Source organism: Streptomyces sp. Ag109_O5-10, from assembly GCF_900105755.1.
GTDB lineage: Bacteria > Actinomycetota > Actinomycetes > Streptomycetales > Streptomycetaceae > Streptomyces.
The window spans coordinates 49,879-66,676 of sequence record NZ_FNTQ01000001.1 but is presented as its reverse complement, the minus strand read 5'-3'; the positions used below and the strand labels follow the sequence as shown (position 1 = coordinate 66,676).

General features: G+C 69.2%; 19 protein-coding genes and 1 pseudogene. 8 read left to right on the top strand and 12 right to left on the bottom strand.

What is annotated here, in order from left to right; genetic code table 11:
* Positions 1-64 precede the first annotated feature (64 nt).
* Both BLW82_RS00340 and BLW82_RS00335 read left to right on the top strand, forming a co-directional pair.
* Positions 65-952 (top strand): SDR family NAD(P)-dependent oxidoreductase, encoded by an 888-nt coding sequence (locus BLW82_RS00340; protein ID WP_093496918.1) that lies wholly within the window; start codon positions 65-67, stop codon positions 950-952.
* Positions 953-1,034: 82 nt separating this feature from the next.
* Positions 1,035-1,964 (top strand): SDR family NAD(P)-dependent oxidoreductase, encoded by a 930-nt coding sequence (locus BLW82_RS00335; protein ID WP_093496917.1) that lies wholly within the window; start codon positions 1,035-1,037, stop codon positions 1,962-1,964.
* A 16-nt stretch (positions 1,965-1,980) separates the two neighbouring features.
* On the opposite strand, the gene BLW82_RS00330 is transcribed toward BLW82_RS00335, so the two are convergent.
* Positions 1,981-2,301, bottom strand: a complete 321-nt coding sequence (locus tag BLW82_RS00330; RefSeq protein WP_256215551.1) for an EthD domain-containing protein — start codon at positions 2,299-2,301, stop codon at positions 1,981-1,983.
* 77 nt (positions 2,302-2,378) lie between these two features.
* On the opposite strand from BLW82_RS00330, the gene BLW82_RS00325 reads away from it, so the two are divergent.
* Together BLW82_RS00325 and BLW82_RS00320 are read left to right on the top strand one after the other, a co-directional pair.
* Positions 2,379-3,008 (top strand): TetR/AcrR family transcriptional regulator, encoded by a 630-nt coding sequence (locus BLW82_RS00325; protein WP_143063615.1) that lies wholly within the window; start codon positions 2,379-2,381, stop codon positions 3,006-3,008.
* Positions 2,998-3,369 carry a winged helix-turn-helix transcriptional regulator gene (locus BLW82_RS00320; RefSeq protein WP_093496914.1) on the top strand — a complete coding sequence of 124 codons (372 nt, stop codon included), beginning with the start codon at positions 2,998-3,000 and terminating at the stop codon, positions 3,367-3,369. Before BLW82_RS00325 ends, BLW82_RS00320 begins: the two co-directional genes overlap by 11 nt.
* 9 nt (positions 3,370-3,378) lie before the next feature.
* Here the strand turns inward: BLW82_RS00320 and BLW82_RS00315 are convergent, their stop codons facing one another.
* Positions 3,379-3,888, bottom strand: a complete 510-nt coding sequence (locus tag BLW82_RS00315; RefSeq protein WP_093507756.1) for a nuclear transport factor 2 family protein — start codon at positions 3,886-3,888, stop codon at positions 3,379-3,381.
* Between the two features lie 86 nt (positions 3,889-3,974).
* Positions 3,975-4,601 carry a TetR/AcrR family transcriptional regulator gene (locus BLW82_RS00310; RefSeq protein WP_256215549.1) on the bottom strand — a complete coding sequence of 209 codons (627 nt, stop codon included), beginning with the start codon at positions 4,599-4,601 and terminating at the stop codon, positions 3,975-3,977.
* 91 nt (positions 4,602-4,692) lie between these two features.
* On the opposite strand from BLW82_RS00310, the gene BLW82_RS00305 reads away from it, so the two are divergent.
* A complete protein-coding gene (locus BLW82_RS00305; protein WP_093496912.1) occupies positions 4,693-5,658 on the top strand; it encodes a quinone oxidoreductase family protein in 966 nt (321 codons plus the stop codon).
* A 230-nt stretch (positions 5,659-5,888) separates the two neighbouring features.
* Here the strand turns inward: BLW82_RS00305 and BLW82_RS00300 are convergent, their stop codons facing one another.
* The 3 genes from BLW82_RS00300 to BLW82_RS00290 are packed head-to-tail and all read right to left on the bottom strand — an operon-like array spanning position 5,889 to position 8,662.
* Positions 5,889-7,394 (bottom strand): ISL3 family transposase, encoded by a 1,506-nt coding sequence (locus tag BLW82_RS00300; RefSeq protein WP_371131467.1) that lies wholly within the window; start codon positions 7,392-7,394, stop codon positions 5,889-5,891.
* Between the two features lie 48 nt (positions 7,395-7,442).
* Positions 7,443-7,946: a hypothetical protein gene (locus BLW82_RS00295; RefSeq protein WP_093496910.1), complete on the bottom strand. Its 504-nt coding sequence runs from the start codon at positions 7,944-7,946 to the stop codon at positions 7,443-7,445.
* The gene (locus BLW82_RS00290; protein ID WP_256215548.1) at positions 7,943-8,662 is read right to left on the bottom strand and encodes a TnsA-like heteromeric transposase endonuclease subunit; all 720 of its coding nucleotides are present in this window, start codon (positions 8,660-8,662) and stop codon (positions 7,943-7,945) included. The genes BLW82_RS00295 and BLW82_RS00290 overlap by 4 nt, the downstream gene beginning before the upstream one ends.
* A 221-nt stretch (positions 8,663-8,883) precedes the next feature.
* On the opposite strand from BLW82_RS00290, the pseudogene BLW82_RS42975 reads away from it, so the two are divergent.
* A pseudogene (locus BLW82_RS42975) lies at positions 8,884-9,006 on the top strand (Ku protein); the annotation flags it as partial.
* 165 nt (positions 9,007-9,171) lie between these two features.
* Here the strand turns inward: BLW82_RS42975 and BLW82_RS00285 are convergent.
* From BLW82_RS00285 to BLW82_RS00265, 5 genes are all read right to left on the bottom strand, one after another.
* Positions 9,172-9,459, bottom strand: a complete 288-nt coding sequence (locus tag BLW82_RS00285; RefSeq protein WP_093496909.1) for a hypothetical protein — start codon at positions 9,457-9,459, stop codon at positions 9,172-9,174.
* An 81-nt stretch (positions 9,460-9,540) separates the two neighbouring features.
* Positions 9,541-10,383 (bottom strand): alpha/beta fold hydrolase, encoded by an 843-nt coding sequence (locus BLW82_RS00280; protein WP_093496908.1) that lies wholly within the window; start codon positions 10,381-10,383, stop codon positions 9,541-9,543.
* A 65-nt stretch (positions 10,384-10,448) separates the two neighbouring features.
* Positions 10,449-11,279, bottom strand: a complete 831-nt coding sequence (locus BLW82_RS00275) for an oxidoreductase (RefSeq protein WP_093496907.1) — start codon at positions 11,277-11,279, stop codon at positions 10,449-10,451.
* Between the two features lie 15 nt (positions 11,280-11,294).
* A complete protein-coding gene (locus tag BLW82_RS00270; RefSeq protein ID WP_093496906.1) occupies positions 11,295-12,173 on the bottom strand; it encodes an NmrA family NAD(P)-binding protein in 879 nt (292 codons plus the stop codon).
* Between the two features lie 150 nt (positions 12,174-12,323).
* Complete coding sequence (locus BLW82_RS00265) at positions 12,324-13,763, bottom strand: MFS transporter (protein WP_093496905.1); 1,440 nt, start codon at positions 13,761-13,763, stop codon at positions 12,324-12,326.
* Positions 13,764-13,871: 108 nt separating this feature from the next.
* Here BLW82_RS00265 and BLW82_RS00260 point away from each other — a divergent pair, with 108 nt between their 5' ends.
* Positions 13,872-14,528, top strand: coding sequence for a TetR/AcrR family transcriptional regulator (locus BLW82_RS00260; protein ID WP_093507754.1), 657 nt, complete (start codon positions 13,872-13,874; stop codon positions 14,526-14,528).
* A gap of 133 nt (positions 14,529-14,661) precedes the next feature.
* Positions 14,662-15,705, top strand: coding sequence for a helix-turn-helix domain-containing protein (locus BLW82_RS00255; RefSeq protein WP_143063614.1), 1,044 nt, complete (start codon positions 14,662-14,664; stop codon positions 15,703-15,705).
* 61 nt (positions 15,706-15,766) lie between these two features.
* On the opposite strand, the gene BLW82_RS00250 is transcribed toward BLW82_RS00255, so the two are convergent.
* On the bottom strand, positions 15,767-16,555 hold the full coding sequence (locus BLW82_RS00250) for a maleylpyruvate isomerase N-terminal domain-containing protein (RefSeq protein WP_177232783.1): 789 nt from the start codon (positions 16,553-16,555) through the stop codon (positions 15,767-15,769).
* Positions 16,556-16,798 lie beyond the last annotated feature (243 nt).

Below are 16,798 nucleotides of genomic sequence, written 5' to 3'. Positions count from 1 at the left end.
TACGCATGCTGGCTGTTCCAAACTTTCGTTGGACTCATGGATGGCAGGTTCCTAGCGTGGACGCATGACCACTTCACGCATCGCCCTCGTCACGGGCGCCAACCAGGGACTCGGCCGGGCCTTCGCCGAGGGGCTGGCGGCCCGCATGGATCCGCAGGACCTGGTCCTGCTCACCGGTCGCAGTCAACAGCGCGTGGCGGACGCCGCCCGGGAAGTCGCCCAGCTGTCCGCCACCCGTGCCCGGATCGAGGGCCGGGTCCTGGACGTCACGGACTCCGACGCCATCGCCCGTATCGCCGAGGACTTGCGGGTCCACCACGGAGGGGTGGACGTCGTCATCTCCAACGCGGTCGCCCGACTGCTCCCCGAGGAGTCGCAGTCGGAGCGGGCCGATGAGTTCATCGACGTCTCCAACACCGCCACCCACGCGATGCTGCGCTCCTTCGGCCCGGTGCTGCGTCCCGGTGGGCGCCTGCTCGTCGTGGCCAGCAGCCTGGGGACGCTCGGTCACCTCGACGGTCGGCTGCACCACTTGTTCGACGGCGCGAGCCTGGACCAGGTCGAGTACGCCGTGGAGTCGTGGCGTAGCGCCATCCACCATAAGACCGCGCAGGAGGCCGGCTGGCCGCTGTGGCTGAACGTGCCCTCGAAGGTGGCCCAGGTCGCCGCCGTTCGTGCCGTCGCCGCCGAACGCCGCGCCCGGGACCTGGCCGATGGCACGCTCGTCGCCGCCGTCTGCCCCGGCATGGTCGACACAGCGACCTCGCGCCCGTGGTTCAGCGACTACAGCCAGGCACAGTCGCCCGCCCGGGCCGCTGAGGCTGTCCTCGATTTGGTCTTCGCCGAGCGCGTCGACCCCACGCTCTACGGCGAACTAGTGCGCTTCGGCAAGGTCCTGCCCTGGCACGACGGCACGCCCCCGGTCGAGCAGGACGCGATCCTCGTCCCCTGACCGCACCGGACCTCACCGGCCGCCGCCCGGCCGCAACACCCGTGGCCACTTCACCATCCAGCCTCTTTGCAAGGAGCCCCTCATGAGCACCCTCGCCACCCCGTTCGGCTTCGCCAGCACCGCAGGTGAGGTCGTGTCAGGAATCGATCTCTCCGGCCGCCACGCGGTCGTCACCGGCGCCTCCTCCGGCATCGGGGCGGAGACGGCCCGCGCTCTGGCGGCCACCGGCGCGGCCGTCACCCTCGCCGTGCGGGACGTGGCGGCGGGCGAACGCGTCGCCAAGGACATCACCGAATCGACCGGCAACCAGGACGTACGGGCCGCGCACCTCGACCTGACCGACCCCGCGTCCATCACGGCCTTCACCAACGCCTGGCAGGGCCCGCTGCACGTCCTGGTGAACAACGCGGGCGTCATGGCCTGCCCCGAGCAGTACACGGAACAGGGCTGGGAGTGGCAGTTCGCCACCAACCACCTCGGCCACTTTGCCCTCGTCACCGGCCTGCACAGCGCGCTGGCCGCCGACGGCAACGCCCGCATCGTCGTGGTGAGTTCCACCGGCCACCAGCAGTCACCGATCGTGTGGGACGACGTCAACTTCGCCTTCCGCCCCTATGACCCGTGGCTCGCCTACGGACAGTCCAAGACGGCCAACGTCCTGTTCGCGGTGGAGGTGACCCGCCGCTGGGCCGGCGACAACATCACCGCCAACGCCCTGATGCCGGGCGCCATCTACACGAATCTGCAGCGGCACACCGGCGGCCGGGGCAGCGGCCGCGTCCCCGCCGAGCTGATCAAGACCGTCGACCAGGGCGCCGCCACGTCAGTGCTCCTGGCCACCTCGCCGCTGCTCGAAGGCGTCGGCGGCCGCTACTTCGTCGACTGCAACGAGACCGAGATCGTCGACCGGCGCTCCGGCACGCTGCACGGCGTGGCCCGCTACGCCGTCGACCCGGCGGGCGCGCGGCGCCTGTGGGACCTGTCGCAGGACCTGATCACCCGCGCCGCGTGACCGGGACGCGTCTCGGCTAGACCAGCTGCACCTGCCGGTCCAGGACCGCCGAATGGATACCGGTGGACGCTTCCCGCATATAGGCCCCGCGCAGCTCGTGTGCCCGCTGGTACTCCGGTGTCGTGAGCGCCTCGCGCATCGCCGACTGCGAGTCGAAGCTGATCCGCACGATGGCGTCGATGGGCTCCTCCACGCCGTCGCTCACCGTGTCGGTGAGGTAGTACTGCACGTACTCCCGCACCTGGGGCAGTGCTGCGTAGGTCGGTCCGTATTCGTGCTCCATGAAGCGGCGGAAGTCCTCTGTGGAGACCCCGGGCCGTTTCCGGATCACTGTCATCAGCGTGAGCATTGCCGTACCATCTTCCTGAACACCTGTTCATTGAAGCCTACAATGAACAGGTGTTCAATGGAGTGGTGAGCAGATCCCGAGAAGCAGCCACCGCCACCGACCGCCGCGACCTGCGCGGCGAGCTCGTCGCCGCCGCGGTGGAGATGCTGGCGCAGCCGCAACCCGTCGCCGTGCCGTCCCTGCGCTCGATCGCGCGGGCCTGCCACGTCGCCCCGTCCGCGGTCTACTGGCACTTCCCCTCGGAGGCCGACCTGCGCTCCGCCGTGCTCGACGCCGAGTACACGTCCTTGATCAGTGCGGTCGAAGCGGCACTGGACGGTGCGCCCGACGGCGCCGACCGGCTCATCGTCGCGGGCGACGCGTACATCGCCTGGGCGCTGGAACACTCCGGCGCCTACCAGCTGCTCTTCGAGAGTGACGACGAACTCCCGGCCACCCGCGCCGAACACGGGCCCCGCCTGCAGCAGCGCATCGTGGAACTCTCCCGCCGCGTCGCCCCACAGGCCCCCTTCGCCGCGGCGCTCCTGCTGTGGTCAGCCTGGCACGGCGTCGTCTCCCTGCGCCTGCACAAGACCGAGTGGGACTGGGGCATGACACCCCAGGAGGCCAACCGGCAGCTGGTGTCCGCCCTGACGACTGTCCACTCCTCACAGGAAGCCTCTACCGAGAACGGTTCCCAGCACCATGAACCCTGACTCCCACCCCGCCGACCCGCCGGCCTCGGCGTGCTCCATCAGCCGTGTCGAGCACACCCTGGAGATCCTGCGCGGCCGATGGAAACTGCTGATCATCCATCACCTGCTGATCCGCCGGCCGCGCCGCTTCTCCGAACTCGAGCGGGCCATCCCGGAGGTGACGCAGAAGATGCTCGTCCAGCAGCTGCGCGCGCTGGAGAGCGACGGCGTAGTGCGCCGCATCGTCTACGACGAGGTGCCGCCCCATGTGGAGTACGAACTGACCCCGGCCGGCGCGGAGTTGGCGACGGCGCTCTACGCCCTGCACGACTGGGCGGAACGGTCGTGCAGCGCCGCCTCCGGGGCTGGAGAGGCGGCCTGACGCGCCCCGTCACACCGTGGCGAAGGTGTCCATCCAGATGATCTCCAAGGTGCGGTGGACGATGCGCCACCCCTCCGCACGCCGCTCCAGCCGGTCGACGAAGAAGCCCGTCTGGATGAGGTTCCAGCCCTGCCCGTCGGTGTCGCCCTTGTGGGTGTGCAGGTGCTGGGTACGGGCGACCGCGCGGTCGCCATCGATGTCGACAGTGGAAAACCCCTGGAAATGCTGCCACTTGAGCAGCCCGCTCATCGATCCGTCGGGCGCGCGCATCACCTCGACGAGGTCCTTGAAGGGGATGTCCTTCAGCTGCGGGCCGCCGGCCACCGAGTAGTCGACGCGGGCCTCGGGTGCGAACACCGAGTCCCACTGCTCCAGGACGTCGTTGTCGCCGTCTTCGTGCAGGTCCTGACCGAGGCCGTAGCGCACCATCAGGTCCTGGATCTCGATGCGGTCCTCCAGGTACTGAAGGCGCTGCTCAAGAGAGTGTCCGGTGTTCTGCCGCGTTGCGTTGGTCGTCATGACCGCACCGTACGGCGGCATGACTTGTCGCCGGAAGTACTGACAAAAAAGTGCGTATAGGGATGAGAGGCCCCTCGCGTGTCGGGTCACTGCCGATCCGGAGCGCCGGCCCGCAGCAGGGACAGCGTCGTGTCGAGAGCCGCTTCGAGGTGGGCGATGCCGCCGGTAGCCATCAGGATGGTCACCCCGCCCTGCACCGCGGCGACGAGTGCGGCCGCCGTCCGGTCGGCGTCCACCCGGCGGTCGATCTCGCCGGCCTCCTGCATGGCCAGGACGCCCTCGCGCAGGGCCGCCTGCCACGTGCTGATCAACTGGCCCGTCAGCTGTTGCGCGGCCGGAGTGGTGCGGCCCAGCTCGGTGATCAGCACCCCCAGCGGGCAGTTGACGCCCTGCTGCTCATAGCGCCGCAGCACCGCGTCGCGCCAGCCCCGCCAGGCCGACCACGTGCGCAAGTCGGAGAGGTGGGGCTCCTGGTCCTCCAGGACCCGGTCGGCCTCGCGGGCGGCCACCGCGAGCAGCAACTCCTCCTTCCCGCCGGGGAAGTAGTGAAAGATCTGGCTCTTGCTGGTCGCGGTGCGGGCACGGATGTCGTCGAGGGTCGCACCGGCGGCACCCCGCTCTCGGATCTCCTCGGCCGCGCCCTCGACGATGCGCCGCCGGGTCTCCCTGCCCTTGCGGGTCAACCGATCCGCTCCGTCTGTGCCGGTGGTCACGGATGCCTCCCGAGGCTCCAGAATTGGACTTGCCGGTCCATTTTATGCGAGGGACAGTGGACGGCATCCGAAAGAAGGAAGGGTGCCTGACATGCGCGCCATCGTTGTGGAAGAACTCGGCGGACCCGAACAGCTGCACGTCTCCGACCTCCCCACCCCCGAACCAGGACCGGGCGAGATCCGCGTGGACATCACCGCGGCCGGGGTGAACTTCATGGACACCGGGGCCCGCCGACTCGGCGCGGCCACCGGCGACCTCCCCTTCGTACCCGGAGTGGAGGGCGCCGGCCGCGTCAGCGCGCTGGGCCCGGACGTGACCGAGTTCGCCGTCGGCGACCGCGTCGCCTGGGTGTATGCCTACGGGTCCTACGCCGAGCAGATCGTGCTGCCCGCTGCCGACGCCGTGCCGGTGCCCGACGACATCCCCGACGACGTGGCTGCGAGCCTGATGATGCAGGGCATCACCGCTCACCACTTCGTCACCGAGGCCGCCGACATCCAGCCCGGCCAGATCGCCGTGGTGCACGCCGCGGCCGGCGGCCTCGGGCAGAAACTGACCCAACTCATCAAGGCCCGCAGCGGCACCGTCATCGGGATCGTGTCGGGCGCCCAGAAGGCCGACACCGCCCGCCAGGCCGGCGCCGACCACGTCGTGCTGTCCACCGGCGCCGCGTTCGTGGAGCCGGTGCTGGACCTGACCGGCGGCGAGGGCGTCCACGTCGTCTTCGACGGCGGCGGCGAAACCACCTTCCGCGCGTCCATGAGCGTGCTGCGCAGGCACGGACTGCTGCTGTACTACGGGGCCGTCCTGGGCGCGGCCCCGGTGGTCAACCTGCGGGAACTGCCCCGCAGCATCAAGATCTCCTATCCGGTCTTCCGGGACCACATCCCCACCCGCGAAGCACTCCTGCGCCACAGCGCCGACCTCTTCGACCTGGTACGGAACAAGAACCTCGACCCGGGAATCGGCCACCGCTACCCACTCCACGCCGCAGCCCAGGCCCACCGCGACATCGAGTCCCGTGCAACCACCGGCAAACTCCTGCTGCTTCCCTGAACCAGGAACAGCATCGAGGCGCCGGCCGGCGGGACACGCAAGGCGGCGGGACGCGCGCGCCGGTAGTCGCTTCTTTCCTCAACTGTGCTGACCTCACTTGCCGTTCGATACGGCGGTGTCTGCCCCTCGGCCACAGCCTCCACCAAGAAAGCCTGACCCAGCAGGGCTGTCCCGATGGGACTGTAAATCGTTCGGCCCTGTCTCGCATTCGGTGGTGGCGGAGCGTGCTGTTATCCGAGGAGGATGCGGTGCCGGAGCAGGGTGAAGCTTGCTCGTCCGTGCATCTGGCGCGCGATCCGTTTGGTCTTGGTGTTGACGCCCTCGGTGGGGCCGTTGCTGTAGGGAAGCGTGAGGGCGGCGATCACGGCGTCGATGTCCCGGTCCAGGCCCCGGGTGAAGGCGTGAAGGTGGGGCAGATCAGCTGTTCGGACCTGGGTGATCCAGCGCGTGAGCGCATCGGGGTTGTCGGTGTGTGGCGTAAGAAGCGGGGCGAAGCCCCTGATGCCCGCGCTCAGTTGGGTCATCTCGGCGCAGGCCGCGGTGAGTTTGGCCAGGAGATCGTGCTGCTCGGCTGTGAGGTTGTCGGGCCTGGTCAGCAGCATCCGGGCGAGCCGGCGCGGCGAGATGTGGCTGCGGTCGGCGTCCGCGCGGCCCTGGTTGATGTACTTGTGCAGGAGGTTCAGACAGCCCGTGAAGCCGAGAGCCTTGATCTCTTCGAAGAGGTGCTGGACCGGGACGCCGGGGTCTTCAGCTCGGCGTTTGCGCAGGTACTCGCGGTAGGGATCGACCAGGCTGGCACGGTACTTGGGGACGCGGAACATGCGCTCGGGCCGGTCTGCTCGGGCGTAGCGTTTGACGGTGTTCAGGGCCAGTTGCAGGCGGCGGGCGCATTCGAGCAGGCCCACGCCCTTCTCGAGCAGGCCATGAACCTGATGCCAGCGTTCGAGGGTGGTCTGGGCGCGGGGGCCGTCGTAGATCGGCGCGTCCAGTACGGTGGCCCAGCAAGCGCTGTGCGCCTTCACCTCACTCAGGGCGGCTTCGCACAGGTTCTTCCATAAATGCCAGCGATCACCGACTTGCACCGCGTCAGGCAGGGCACGGCGGATGGCCTCGGCATAGGTCGCCGAGCCGTCACGGCACACGGCCGCGACGCCCGGATGTGCGTGTAGCCACGCTTCCAGGGTGTCGGCCGTGCGGTCGCGCAACACGTCGATGCGCTCATGGGTCTCGGCATCGATGATCACGGTGGCGTAGCGGTGGCGCCGGCGCAGAGCGAAGTCGTCGACGCCGATCACACGGGGCACCCGCCCGGTGGGCAACGGGATGCGCAGCAGAGTGCGCAGGGCTGTGTGGCGAGACAGACCCACCGCGAGTAGCGCCAGCAGACGTGATCCCGCTCGGCCCGCTAACTCCTTGACCACGGCCTTGACCTGCATGGTCAGGCGGGCCGTGCGTCGCTGGTATCGCTCCAGGACACCGGGCACCTGTTCCCGGAAGGTATGGCAGCAACCGCGCGTGGGACACACCAGACGCCGCACCCGCACAAGGACCACCACCCGCCGGTCATCGATCGGCACGTCGGCCACCGTGCGCCAGTGATAGCCGTGCACCCGCCCTGATAACGCCCCGCACACCGGACAGACCGCAGCGTTCTGCGGAGTACGTGCCCGCACCACGACCCGCTCGCCCTCATCGACCACATCACCGATGACCAGCGGGGACAGCCCCGAAAACACCGTCTGCACAGTCTCGTTGACGTCCTTCACACGGATACCAACGATGCATCAGGACTCTCCGTCACCACCGAATGTGAGACAGGGCCGTTCGTTTGACAGACCCACCCAACGCCTCACTGACCGCGGTGCAACTCCCAGTTCAGCTGCCTTCGCCGCACACCTGGCCTCCAACGAGGTGCCGGGTGCGTACGTGGGGCACGGCTCGCCCTCGCGTGGCAGCTCCGGGCTCCCGGAGCGGTATCCGGTGAGCACTTCGCGGACGTGCTCGGCCCGTTCCAAGATCCGTCGGCGTTCGTCCGGATGCAGCTGGCTCAGGACCACGGAAGCGATCTGCTCGACGTCGGTGGCCGTCGGCCCTGCTTGCTCTAGGATCAGCTGCGCTCGGTCGGAGAACAGCAGTTCCTTCAACGCCAGGCGCCGAACCTGCCCCCGATCGTTCCGGAGGATCACCTCGTTGCCCGCTGCCGTAGCCGTCATCTCGACGACCTCGACAACATCTCCGTCGTACTGGAAACGCGAGCCCGCCCCGACCCGGCCGTGAGCACTGCTCATCCCGTCCTCCTCAACACCGAAGAGGGACGCAGAGGATCAGCAAGGTCCGTTGCCAACTCGTGCCTCCACAGCAGGTGATGGATTGCGGCACGTACGTACGGCTGTGGGCGTCCGGGGAGGTGAACCGGCGCCTGACTGATCGGGACCCCCTCAAGATCGGTGTCGCGGAGCTCGTCCAGAAGGTCAGATGCAAATAGCCGTTCGCGTCGGAACCCCGCAAGGAAGCGGATGTTATCCAGCTCGATCGCGGGAGGCTCGCTCCATACCTCGTAGTGCCACTGCCGTTCTGCCATCGCTTGCCGAGTCCACGCCATGGTCGACGCGACCTCCGGGTTCGCCAACCGGCGCCGCGGCTTGACGTCCACAACCACAGGACCGTGCTCAGTGATCAAGAAGTAGTCCGGGATGTGCTTACGGATCCTCCCGTCGATCACGGCCTTCAGCAGAAACGGCTGCGCCACCATGCCGTGCACGGAGGAGTCGAAGTCGGCGAAGAGCAGGCAGGCAAGTTCGAGCCGAGATTCGTAGAGCACGTGGCTCTGCGTCGTTGCCGACCAGTACGTGCCCGAGTAGTGCCCCTGCCCCCTGTACCAGCGGAACGTCCGCCACGGGGCGGCCGAGCGCATCAGATCGAGCGACGCTGACGACCGGTCCCGGATCTCGTCGACGGCACCGTCCTCACGGCGAATACTGAGAGTGATCTCGGCACTGTCCATGGCGTCCCCCAGGGCGGGCCGGATGCCGACCGGCCTTCCTGACAGGAGACTGTCCAAAGAAGGTCTCAGTCACGTCTGACCCACTCCAAAGAGTGAACAGGCTGACCAGGCCGTCTCACGTCCGAGGCCGTTCGGCCACGGATTGTCCATTTCCCCTGAGATTCGGCCATGGGATCTGAGATCCCACAAGAACTCGGGGCCCGCTGTGACGGAGGTCTGCGATGCCCCGGAGTATCTGGTCCGGCGCGATCAGCTTCGGTCTGGTCACGGTGCCGGTACACGTGGTCAGCGCGACCGAGGATCACTCGGTGCGCTTTCACCAGTACCACGTGGACGACATGGGTTCTCTGGGGCAGCACCCGTAGCGCGAGGCAGACTCGTCCGGTCTTGCGCAGCTCAGCGTCTGTTTCGTGGACGCTAGCAGGTGCAACACATGTAGTGGTAACACCAGGACCCTGCCGGGCCGCCCGTGTCTGCGGGCGGCCCGGCAGGATCCTCGGTCGAACACGTTATGCCGTGTGCCCACCAGGATCGGCGGCGGCCGGGCTCGGGGAACGGTCCGGTGCGGGTACGGCCGGGGCGCCGTCGCCGTGTGCCGTGGCTGTCCGGGGCTGCGGTCGTACCAGGATCAGGACGATCAGTCCGCCGACCGTCGCCGCCGTCGCCGACAGCAGGAACACCCGGTCCAGGCCTGCCGCGAAGGCCTGGTGCACCAGGTGGCGTGCCGCGTCGCGGTGTGCGGGCGGTGCCGCCTGGATCAGGTGCAGCTTGGCGCCGGCGTCCGGCGCGCGATCCACGTACGCCTGCTGAGCTTGCGGGGCCACGTTCTGCTGCGGCCCCGCAAGCGAACGGGCACGGGATCTTGTGTACCGGCCGGGTCACTCGATGAAACGCAGGACTTCGCCGCCGAAGTCCTCGGGGTGCTGGAAGAGGAAGGCGTGACCGGCGTCTCCGTAGATGACGGTCTTGGAGTTGGGGACGGCCTGGGCCATGGCGTACGTCTGGTACACGTGTTCCATCGCGTCGTGGGCGCCGTTGGCGAACAGGGCCGGCACCGCGAGGTCGTCGAGGCGGCTCCAGGCGGAGTCGATGCCGCTGTTCCACCGGACGATGGCGTTCATCTGGGCCTCGCGCACAGGCGCCGGCACGTCCTGCCCGGAGCGGGCTAGGCGCCGGTCGATGCGGCGCAGGGAGTCCAGTCCCGCGCTCCGGCCGGTCTCGGTCTCGGGGTAGAAGAGGAAGAGGAAGTCTTCGTAGTCGTTCTTCTCACGCAGGGCGTGCTCGGGGACCCTCGGGTCCGGGCCCGGGTTGCCGGGCACGCCGCCGGGGCCGCTGCCCGCGACGACGAGTCGGCGTACCCGCTCAGGGCGTTCAAGGGCCAGGTCGAGTGCGACGAAACCGCCCATGGACCAGCCCAGCAGGTCCACCTTCTGCAGTCCGAGGGCGTCCAGGAAGGCCACTGCGACCTCGGTCATGCCGCGAACGGTGTCGGTCGGCTCTCCGCCGGAGTATCCGACACCGGCGCTGTCGAAGACGATCACGCGACGGTGGGCCGCGAGCACATCGAGCAGGGCGGGGTCCCAGTGGTCGAGTGTGCCGCGAAAGCGGTTCAGGAGCAGCAGGGGCGCTGCGGTGGCCGGCCCGACCTCGCGGTAGGCGAGCGCTCCGTGCGGGGCGTCGACGTGCCGCGTCTCGGCCGAGTCGAACAGGTGGCTTGGCATGGATTTTTCCTTCAGGTACAGGGGAGTTGCCCGTCCAGGGGGTGGCAGAGTCGAAAGGTGGCGTTCTAGTCGTGGTCGGTGGCGAGGGCGACGTGCCGCCAGGCGTCCATGTCCTTGCGGAAGGCGTCCAGCTTGGCGTCGAAGGCTTGCAGGGTGTCGCCTCCGAGCGGGAGGCGTTGGGGCGGCTCGGGGGTGTCGGCCATCTCGACGATGGCGCGCGCGGCCTTGGCCGGGTCGCCGGGCTGGGTGTGGTTGAGGCTCGCGGCGGCTGTGCGCATGGCGCCGACGGTGGGCGCGTAGTCGTTGATGGTGTCGGGGCCGGTGTGCAGGTTGGCGGGGTCGAGGAAGTCGGTGCGGAAGAAGCCGGGTTCCACGAGGGTGACGTGGATGCCGAGGGGGGCCAGTTCGGTGTGGAGGGTCTCGGTGAAGCCTTCGACGGCGAACTTCGTGGAGGCGTAGATGCCCCAGCCCGGCGCGGTGGCGAAGCCGGCGATGGAGCTGATGTTGATCACGTGGCCGGAGCGCTGACGCCGCAGTACCGGCAGTACGGCGCGTTGGACGGCGAGCGGGCCGAACACGTTGGTCTCGTACACCGCGCGGACGGCGGCGTCGTCGGACTCTTCGACGGCGGCGAGCAGTCCGGTGCCGGCGTTGTTGACCAGGACGTCGATCCGGCCGAACTTCTCGACCGCCGCGTCGACGGCCGCTTCGATGCTCTGTGGGTCGGTCACGTCCAGCGCCACGGTGAGCAGCGTGTCGCCGGCGTCGGGGAACTGCTCGCGGACGGTGTCGGGCTTCCGCGCGGTGGCGACCACCTGGTGGCCGGCCGCGAGGGCGGCACGGGTGATCTCCAGGCCGAAGCCCCGGGACGATCCGGTGACGAACCAGATACTCATTGTCTTCTCCAGCGTTCAGATGGTGGTGGGCAGGTCGAAGGCCGCGCGGTTCTGCGCGATGAAGCCCTCGACGTCGAGGGGGGCGCTGCCGCCGATCGTCTTCACGAGGTCGTTGGTGCCGGCGAAGACGCCGTTGCGGTAGTCGACGGCCACGGCGAGCAGGTGCTGGATCAGGTGGTCGGGCGCGCCACGGCCGTGCAGGATGGCGGCGAACTCGTCGAGTTCGATGGGCACGTAGGTGACCTCGCGGTCCAGCGCCCGTGACATCTTCTCGGCGATCTCGTAGTGGTTGAGCTCCTCGGCTCCGTACAGCGGGTAGATCTGGCCGGCGTGCGGGGCGGGGTCTTCCAGGATGGCCGCGATCACCTTGGCCTGGTCGCTCTCGGCGATGGGGGCGTGGCGTCCGTCGGCGAACGGCAGGCGCAGTTCACCGGTTCCGTCGGCCCAGGTGTCGATCAGCCACTGGGCGAAGAAGGTCGGGCGGATGTGGGTGACGGGGACCGGGGAGCGGTCCAGGACGCGTTCGGCGACCCAGTGCTGGCGTGCTGCGTTGCTGGCGGTGTCGCGGCGGGCGGAGATCTGCGACATGTTCACGATGGCCTGGACCCCGTTCTCCTCCGCCGCCTGGGCCACGTTCGCGGTGGCGTCCATCAGGCCGGGGCGGATCGGATAGGTGAAGTACAGGGCGTCGATCCCCTTGGTCGCGCGGGCCAGGGAGTCCAGGTCGAGGACGTCGCCTTCCGCGATGTCCGCTCCGAGGGCGGCGAGCCGCTCGGCGCGCGAGTCGAGGCCGCGGACGAGTGCGCGGACGTGGTGCCCGCGCTGGAGCAGGAGTTCGGTGGTGTGGCCGCCGGTCTTGCCGGTGGCCCCGATCACGAGGAGGTTGCGTTCCATGATGATGATCTCCGTTTCTTGAGAGGGGAGCTGGCGGGAACTCCAGCGTCAGACCTTCGAGCGGGTGTCGCAGAAGATGAGTGAGTCCGTGCGATGCCCGCGCAGGAGGCTGTGATTGCGGCCCCGATCCGGGTGGCCGCGGTCCTGTGGTCAGGGGGTGTGGCGGGGCCGGAGGGCGAGCAGCGCGGTGGCCGCGGCGAGTCCGGCGCCGGCCTGGACCCACCAGGCGTGGTCGAAGGCGGTGGTCGTGGCCTGGGGGGTGAGGGCGACGAGCAGGGCCACCCCCACGGCGCTGCCGATCTGCCGGCTCATGTTGAGTACGGCGCTGCCGGTGGTGGCGCGTTCGGGTGCGAGGGTGCCGGCGGCGGCGAACAGCGGTGCCTGGGCCAGACCGCCGGCGAGGCCGACCAGGATCAGGCCCGGGAACATGCCGCCCCAGTAGTCGGGGGCGGTGTGCACGGCCGCGAGCCAGTAGCCGGCGGCGAGTGCCATGGCCAGCGTGCCGGTCACGGCGGGGACGGTGCGTCCGAAGCGGTGCTGGATGGGTCCGGCGTTCATCGCGAAGGCGATCGAGGCCAGGGGCGCCGGGGCGATCGAGACGCCTGCGCGCAGCGGGCTGAAGTGCCAGACCTCCTGCATGAACAGCGCGGTGCTGAGCAGGACGATCGCGAAGCCGGCGGAGAACAGGAACAGGGCCACGGTGGCCGTGGTGAACGGCCGGACGGCGAACAGCTGCCTCTCGATCACGGGCGCCTTGGCGCGCAGCGTGCGTTCGACGGTCGCGGCCCCGGCCAGGGCGGCTGCGACGAACAAGGCCAGGGTGCGGATGTCCGTCCAGCCCCACCCCGGTCCCTGGACGGTGGCGAGCACCAGCAGACTCACGGCCAGCAGCAGTGCGAGGGCGGAGACCGCATCCGGCAGGGCAGCACCCCTGGGCTGGCGCACCTCGGGCAGCAGCAGCGCACCGGCGACGAGGGTGGCGATGCCGACGGGAACGTTGATCAGGAAGATCCACCGCCAGTCGAGGGTGACAAGCAGACCGCCGACGGGCGGGCCCGCCGAGGCCGCGATCGCGCCCACGCCCGCCCACAGGCCGACCACCAGAGTGTGCTGGCGCCTGGGAAAGCTCGGGTAGAGCAGACCCAGCGAGGTCGGCACGATCATCGCCGCGCCGACAGCCTGGAAGGCGCGGGCGGCCACCAGCACGCCGAGACTCGGTGCGGCGGCCGCGACGGCGGAGGTGAGGGTGAACAGCGCCACTCCGGACAACAGCATCTTCTTGCGCCCCCACTGGTCCGCGATGCGGCCCGCGGGCACGAGCACGGCGGCGAAGACGATCGCGTAGGCCGACAGCACCCACGACACGCTCGCGACGCCCGCGCCCGGGAACGACCGGTCGATCCCGTCGAGGGCGACGTTGACGACGAAGAAGTCGAGCTGCGCCATGAAGGCGACGGCACCCAGCACCGCCATGATGCTCCAGCGGCGCGGGTGACCCGCCTCGGTACCGGCCGTAGCCGTGGCCGAGGCCGGAGCCGGGCCCGTGTGCGGCGTCGTCGCGGGCGCCTGCGGTGCAGCCTGTGTGGACATCCCGTCCGCCTCCCCATTAAATGGGCTTGTCAGCCCTTTTTTGTCTGCAGCCAGAAAACACCTCAGAGAATGGGCTGTCAAGCCCTTTCTTGCGGTATGATGGTCGCCATGACCACCACCAGCGAAGCGCCGGGTCGCAAGCTGACCGCCAAGGGCCTGGCCACGCGCGAACGCATCGTCAGGGCGGCCGCGGAGCTGATCTACGAACACGGTGCGCAGAACACCAACAACGAGCAGATTCGCGAGGCCGCCGGAGTCAGCGGCTCGCAGCTGACGCGCCACTTCCCCACCAAGGAGTCCCTGGTGCGCGCGGTGCTCGCCTGGCAGGCCGACACCATCGTCGCCCGCCACCAGGCGCCCGAGCTGGGCGAACTGGACAGCTTCGCGGCCCTGTACCGGTGGGCCGATTCCTACATCGCCTCGCAGGCCATGGTGCGCGGCGGCTGCACGTTCGGCTCCCTGGCCGCCGAGGTCGTCAAGGCCGAGCCCTCCCACCGGGACGCGGTGGCCGACGGCTTCGAGCGGTGGCAGGAGCTGTTCGCGCGCGGCCTGAGCAAGATGCGTGAGCGCGGCGAGCTGCGGCCGGAGGCCGACCCGGCCGCGCTCGCCCACCTGCTCGCCGCCGCGTTCCAGGGCGGCGCCCTGCTGGACCAGGCGGCCGGCGACTCCACGCCTCTGCGTGACGCCCTGTACGGAGCGCTGGCCTACATCGAGTCGTTCGCCGTGCAGCGCGGACCGGACGACGGCCCAGCCGGTGGCCGGTGACTCCTGGCAGGTCCGGGCCGGTCTGCGATGGCGCCGTCTCGGGGCGGTGCTCATCCACGACGGCTGCTCGTCCCGGGATCCTGAGCGGCCGGACCTGCCATCGAGAGCCGGGCGTCGGGCCGGCTCAGCCTGGGTGTCCCGGTCAGTCACAACGGCCGGTGAAGAGGCGGGAGTTCGGCGCCGTCCCTGGTCAGTTCCTGTACGTTTCCGGCGGGAGGGTCGAAAGGTCGGCGTGATGCCCGTCATTCTGAACACCGATGAGGTCGAAGAGCGTGATCGTGCCGAGTTCGTCCACGAGGCGCTCGGCGCGACGATGGTGCCGATCGAACTGCACTGGCCCGGGCACCGACGGTCGGTGGCCGCGCATGGCGTCGTCACGGACCTGGGCGACCTGACCGTCTGCGCGGGACGTACCACCGCCCTGCGGGTGGAACGCACTACCGCCTTGGCCCGTGACTCGATGGAACCGAGCATTTTCATCAACGTGCAGCTCTCCGGGTCGAGCATGGTCCTCCAACACGACCGGGAAGCGGTGCTCCGGCCCGGCGAACTGGTCATGTACGACTCCACGTCCCCCTACACACTGCTGAACGACACCGGCATGACCGGCAACTTCTTCCGAATACCGCATTCGGCGCTGGCGATGCCGCACGACATGATCCGCGCGGCGTGCGCGGTCAAGCTGGGCCCGGGGCACCCGGTGACCTCGCTGACCCACGACTATCTGCGCCGACTGGCCGCCGATCCCGCCCTGACCACCGCGGTCAACGCCGACCTCGTCGGTCACCCGAGCATCGAACTCATCCGCGCCGTGATCGCGACCCATCTGCGGGCCGACGAGTTAGCGGCCGAGCCCATGGCCGCCACCCTGCAGATGCGCATCCTTGAATACGCCCGCCGGCACCTCCACGACCCTGGCCTGTCCGCCGAGCAGATCGCAGCCGCGCACCACATCTCGGTGCGCTATCTGTACAAGGTGCTTGCCGCAAGCGGCATCAGTCTCGCCGACTGGATCCGCACCCGCCGCCTCGAAGCGTGCAGGCAGGCCCTCGCCGCCGACGCCGCCGTGGCCGTCGGTGCTGTCGCACGACGCCACGGCTTCTCCGACCTGTCCAGCTTCAGCCGCGCATTCCGAGCCGAATACGGCATGTCCCCCAGCGAATGGCGAAAGCACTGAACGGACCGTCAGCGGACCCAGGGGCCGTCGTGCGCGACACCGCAAAGCCGGAGCCCAGGCGTCAGATCAGGTTCAGCTCGTCGAGGAAAGCGGCGGCGACAGCGGTATCCCCGGTCACCTCGGTCCCCTCACGCCAGGGGATACGGGTGGTCGACCAGGCGAGGAAATCGAACGTGGACGACGTCACCTGAGCCGCCGGGGCCGGTGCGGTGGCGGGGTCCTCGACGAGGATCATGTCCCCGACGCGGTGAAGGACGACACGGGTCGACGCCGGGCCCGTCAGATCGAGTGCCAACGGCGCGAGGAGCGAGCGGTGCAGGTTGCGCTGCATCTTCGGGATGCCGCCCAGCAGCCAGTGGACGGAGGGCTCCATCCGGTCCTCGTCCATGGGCGGCACATCGGCGTCCAGCGGCCCGCGGGGACCGAGCAGGTCGAAGCGCAGGTGGGTCGCGAAGTCGAAACAGAACATGTCCGGGATGGCGTGCAGCTCGTATACGCCGAGGTCGAGCAACTGCGCGGTGGACGATGCCGCCGGCTCGTCCTGGAGACTGTCGAACACGGGGAAGGCGAGCTCCGACTGGACTCGGAGGAAGTCGACGGTTGCGGCGGGCGACTGCTCCCTGACGGCGTCGACCAGCACCTCGTTGAGCCGCTCGATCCCGAGCGGCGGATCCGGATACCGCAACGTCCCCTGCACGGCAGACACCAGCAGCGAGATGAGCTGTCCGGCGTGCGTGAACACGTCCTTGACCCGCCAGCCCGCGGCACCGCTGGGCAGGTTCCAGCTGGCGTCGTCGAGAGTGCTGGCGACGAGGAGCAGATCCTGCGTCGCCAGGTGAAAGCCTTTCATTCCCGCAACAGTCATGAGGGGCATCACTCCTTGGTGGGGGCGGAGCGCAGCGCGCACCGGCAGGGAATCCCGATCTGCGGCGGTTCGTCGACATGGGAGGTGCCGTCTCGTACACCCCGCACTCCTCGTGGCGTGGACGGCTGCCACGTCGGCACATCCCGATGGGGCACAACACCGTGTGCCCGGCCGGGTCTTCGAGGCCGACGGTCACTGCGGTGTCCCATGCGGATCACATGGTAGGTG

Excerpts from the sequence above, each read along its gene's own strand:
- BLW82_RS00340 (WP_093496918.1), top strand. The coding sequence starts at position 65 with ATGACCACTTCACGCATCGCCCTCGTCACGGGCGCCAACCAGGGACTC.
- BLW82_RS00335 (WP_093496917.1), top strand. The coding sequence starts at position 1,035 with ATGAGCACCCTCGCCACCCCGTTCGGCTTCGCCAGCACCGCAGGTGAG.
- BLW82_RS00330 (WP_256215551.1), bottom strand. The coding sequence starts at position 2,301 with ATGACAGTGATCCGGAAACGGCCCGGGGTCTCCACAGAGGACTTCCGC.
- BLW82_RS00320 (WP_093496914.1), top strand. The coding sequence starts at position 2,998 with ATGAACCCTGACTCCCACCCCGCCGACCCGCCGGCCTCGGCGTGCTCC.
- BLW82_RS00315 (WP_093507756.1), bottom strand. The coding sequence starts at position 3,888 with ATGACGACCAACGCAACGCGGCAGAACACCGGACACTCTCTTGAGCAG.
- BLW82_RS00305 (WP_093496912.1), top strand. The coding sequence starts at position 4,693 with ATGCGCGCCATCGTTGTGGAAGAACTCGGCGGACCCGAACAGCTGCAC.
- BLW82_RS00295 (WP_093496910.1), bottom strand. The coding sequence starts at position 7,946 with ATGAGCAGTGCTCACGGCCGGGTCGGGGCGGGCTCGCGTTTCCAGTAC.
- BLW82_RS00290 (WP_256215548.1), bottom strand. The coding sequence starts at position 8,662 with ATGGACAGTGCCGAGATCACTCTCAGTATTCGCCGTGAGGACGGTGCC.
- BLW82_RS00280 (WP_093496908.1), bottom strand. The coding sequence starts at position 10,383 with ATGCCAAGCCACCTGTTCGACTCGGCCGAGACGCGGCACGTCGACGCC.
- BLW82_RS00275 (WP_093496907.1), bottom strand. The coding sequence starts at position 11,279 with ATGAGTATCTGGTTCGTCACCGGATCGTCCCGGGGCTTCGGCCTGGAG.
- BLW82_RS00270 (WP_093496906.1), bottom strand. The coding sequence starts at position 12,173 with ATGGAACGCAACCTCCTCGTGATCGGGGCCACCGGCAAGACCGGCGGC.
- BLW82_RS00265 (WP_093496905.1), bottom strand. The coding sequence starts at position 13,763 with ATGTCCACACAGGCTGCACCGCAGGCGCCCGCGACGACGCCGCACACG.
- BLW82_RS00260 (WP_093507754.1), top strand. The coding sequence starts at position 13,872 with ATGACCACCACCAGCGAAGCGCCGGGTCGCAAGCTGACCGCCAAGGGC.
- BLW82_RS00250 (WP_177232783.1), bottom strand. The coding sequence starts at position 16,555 with ATGAAAGGCTTTCACCTGGCGACGCAGGATCTGCTCCTCGTCGCCAGC.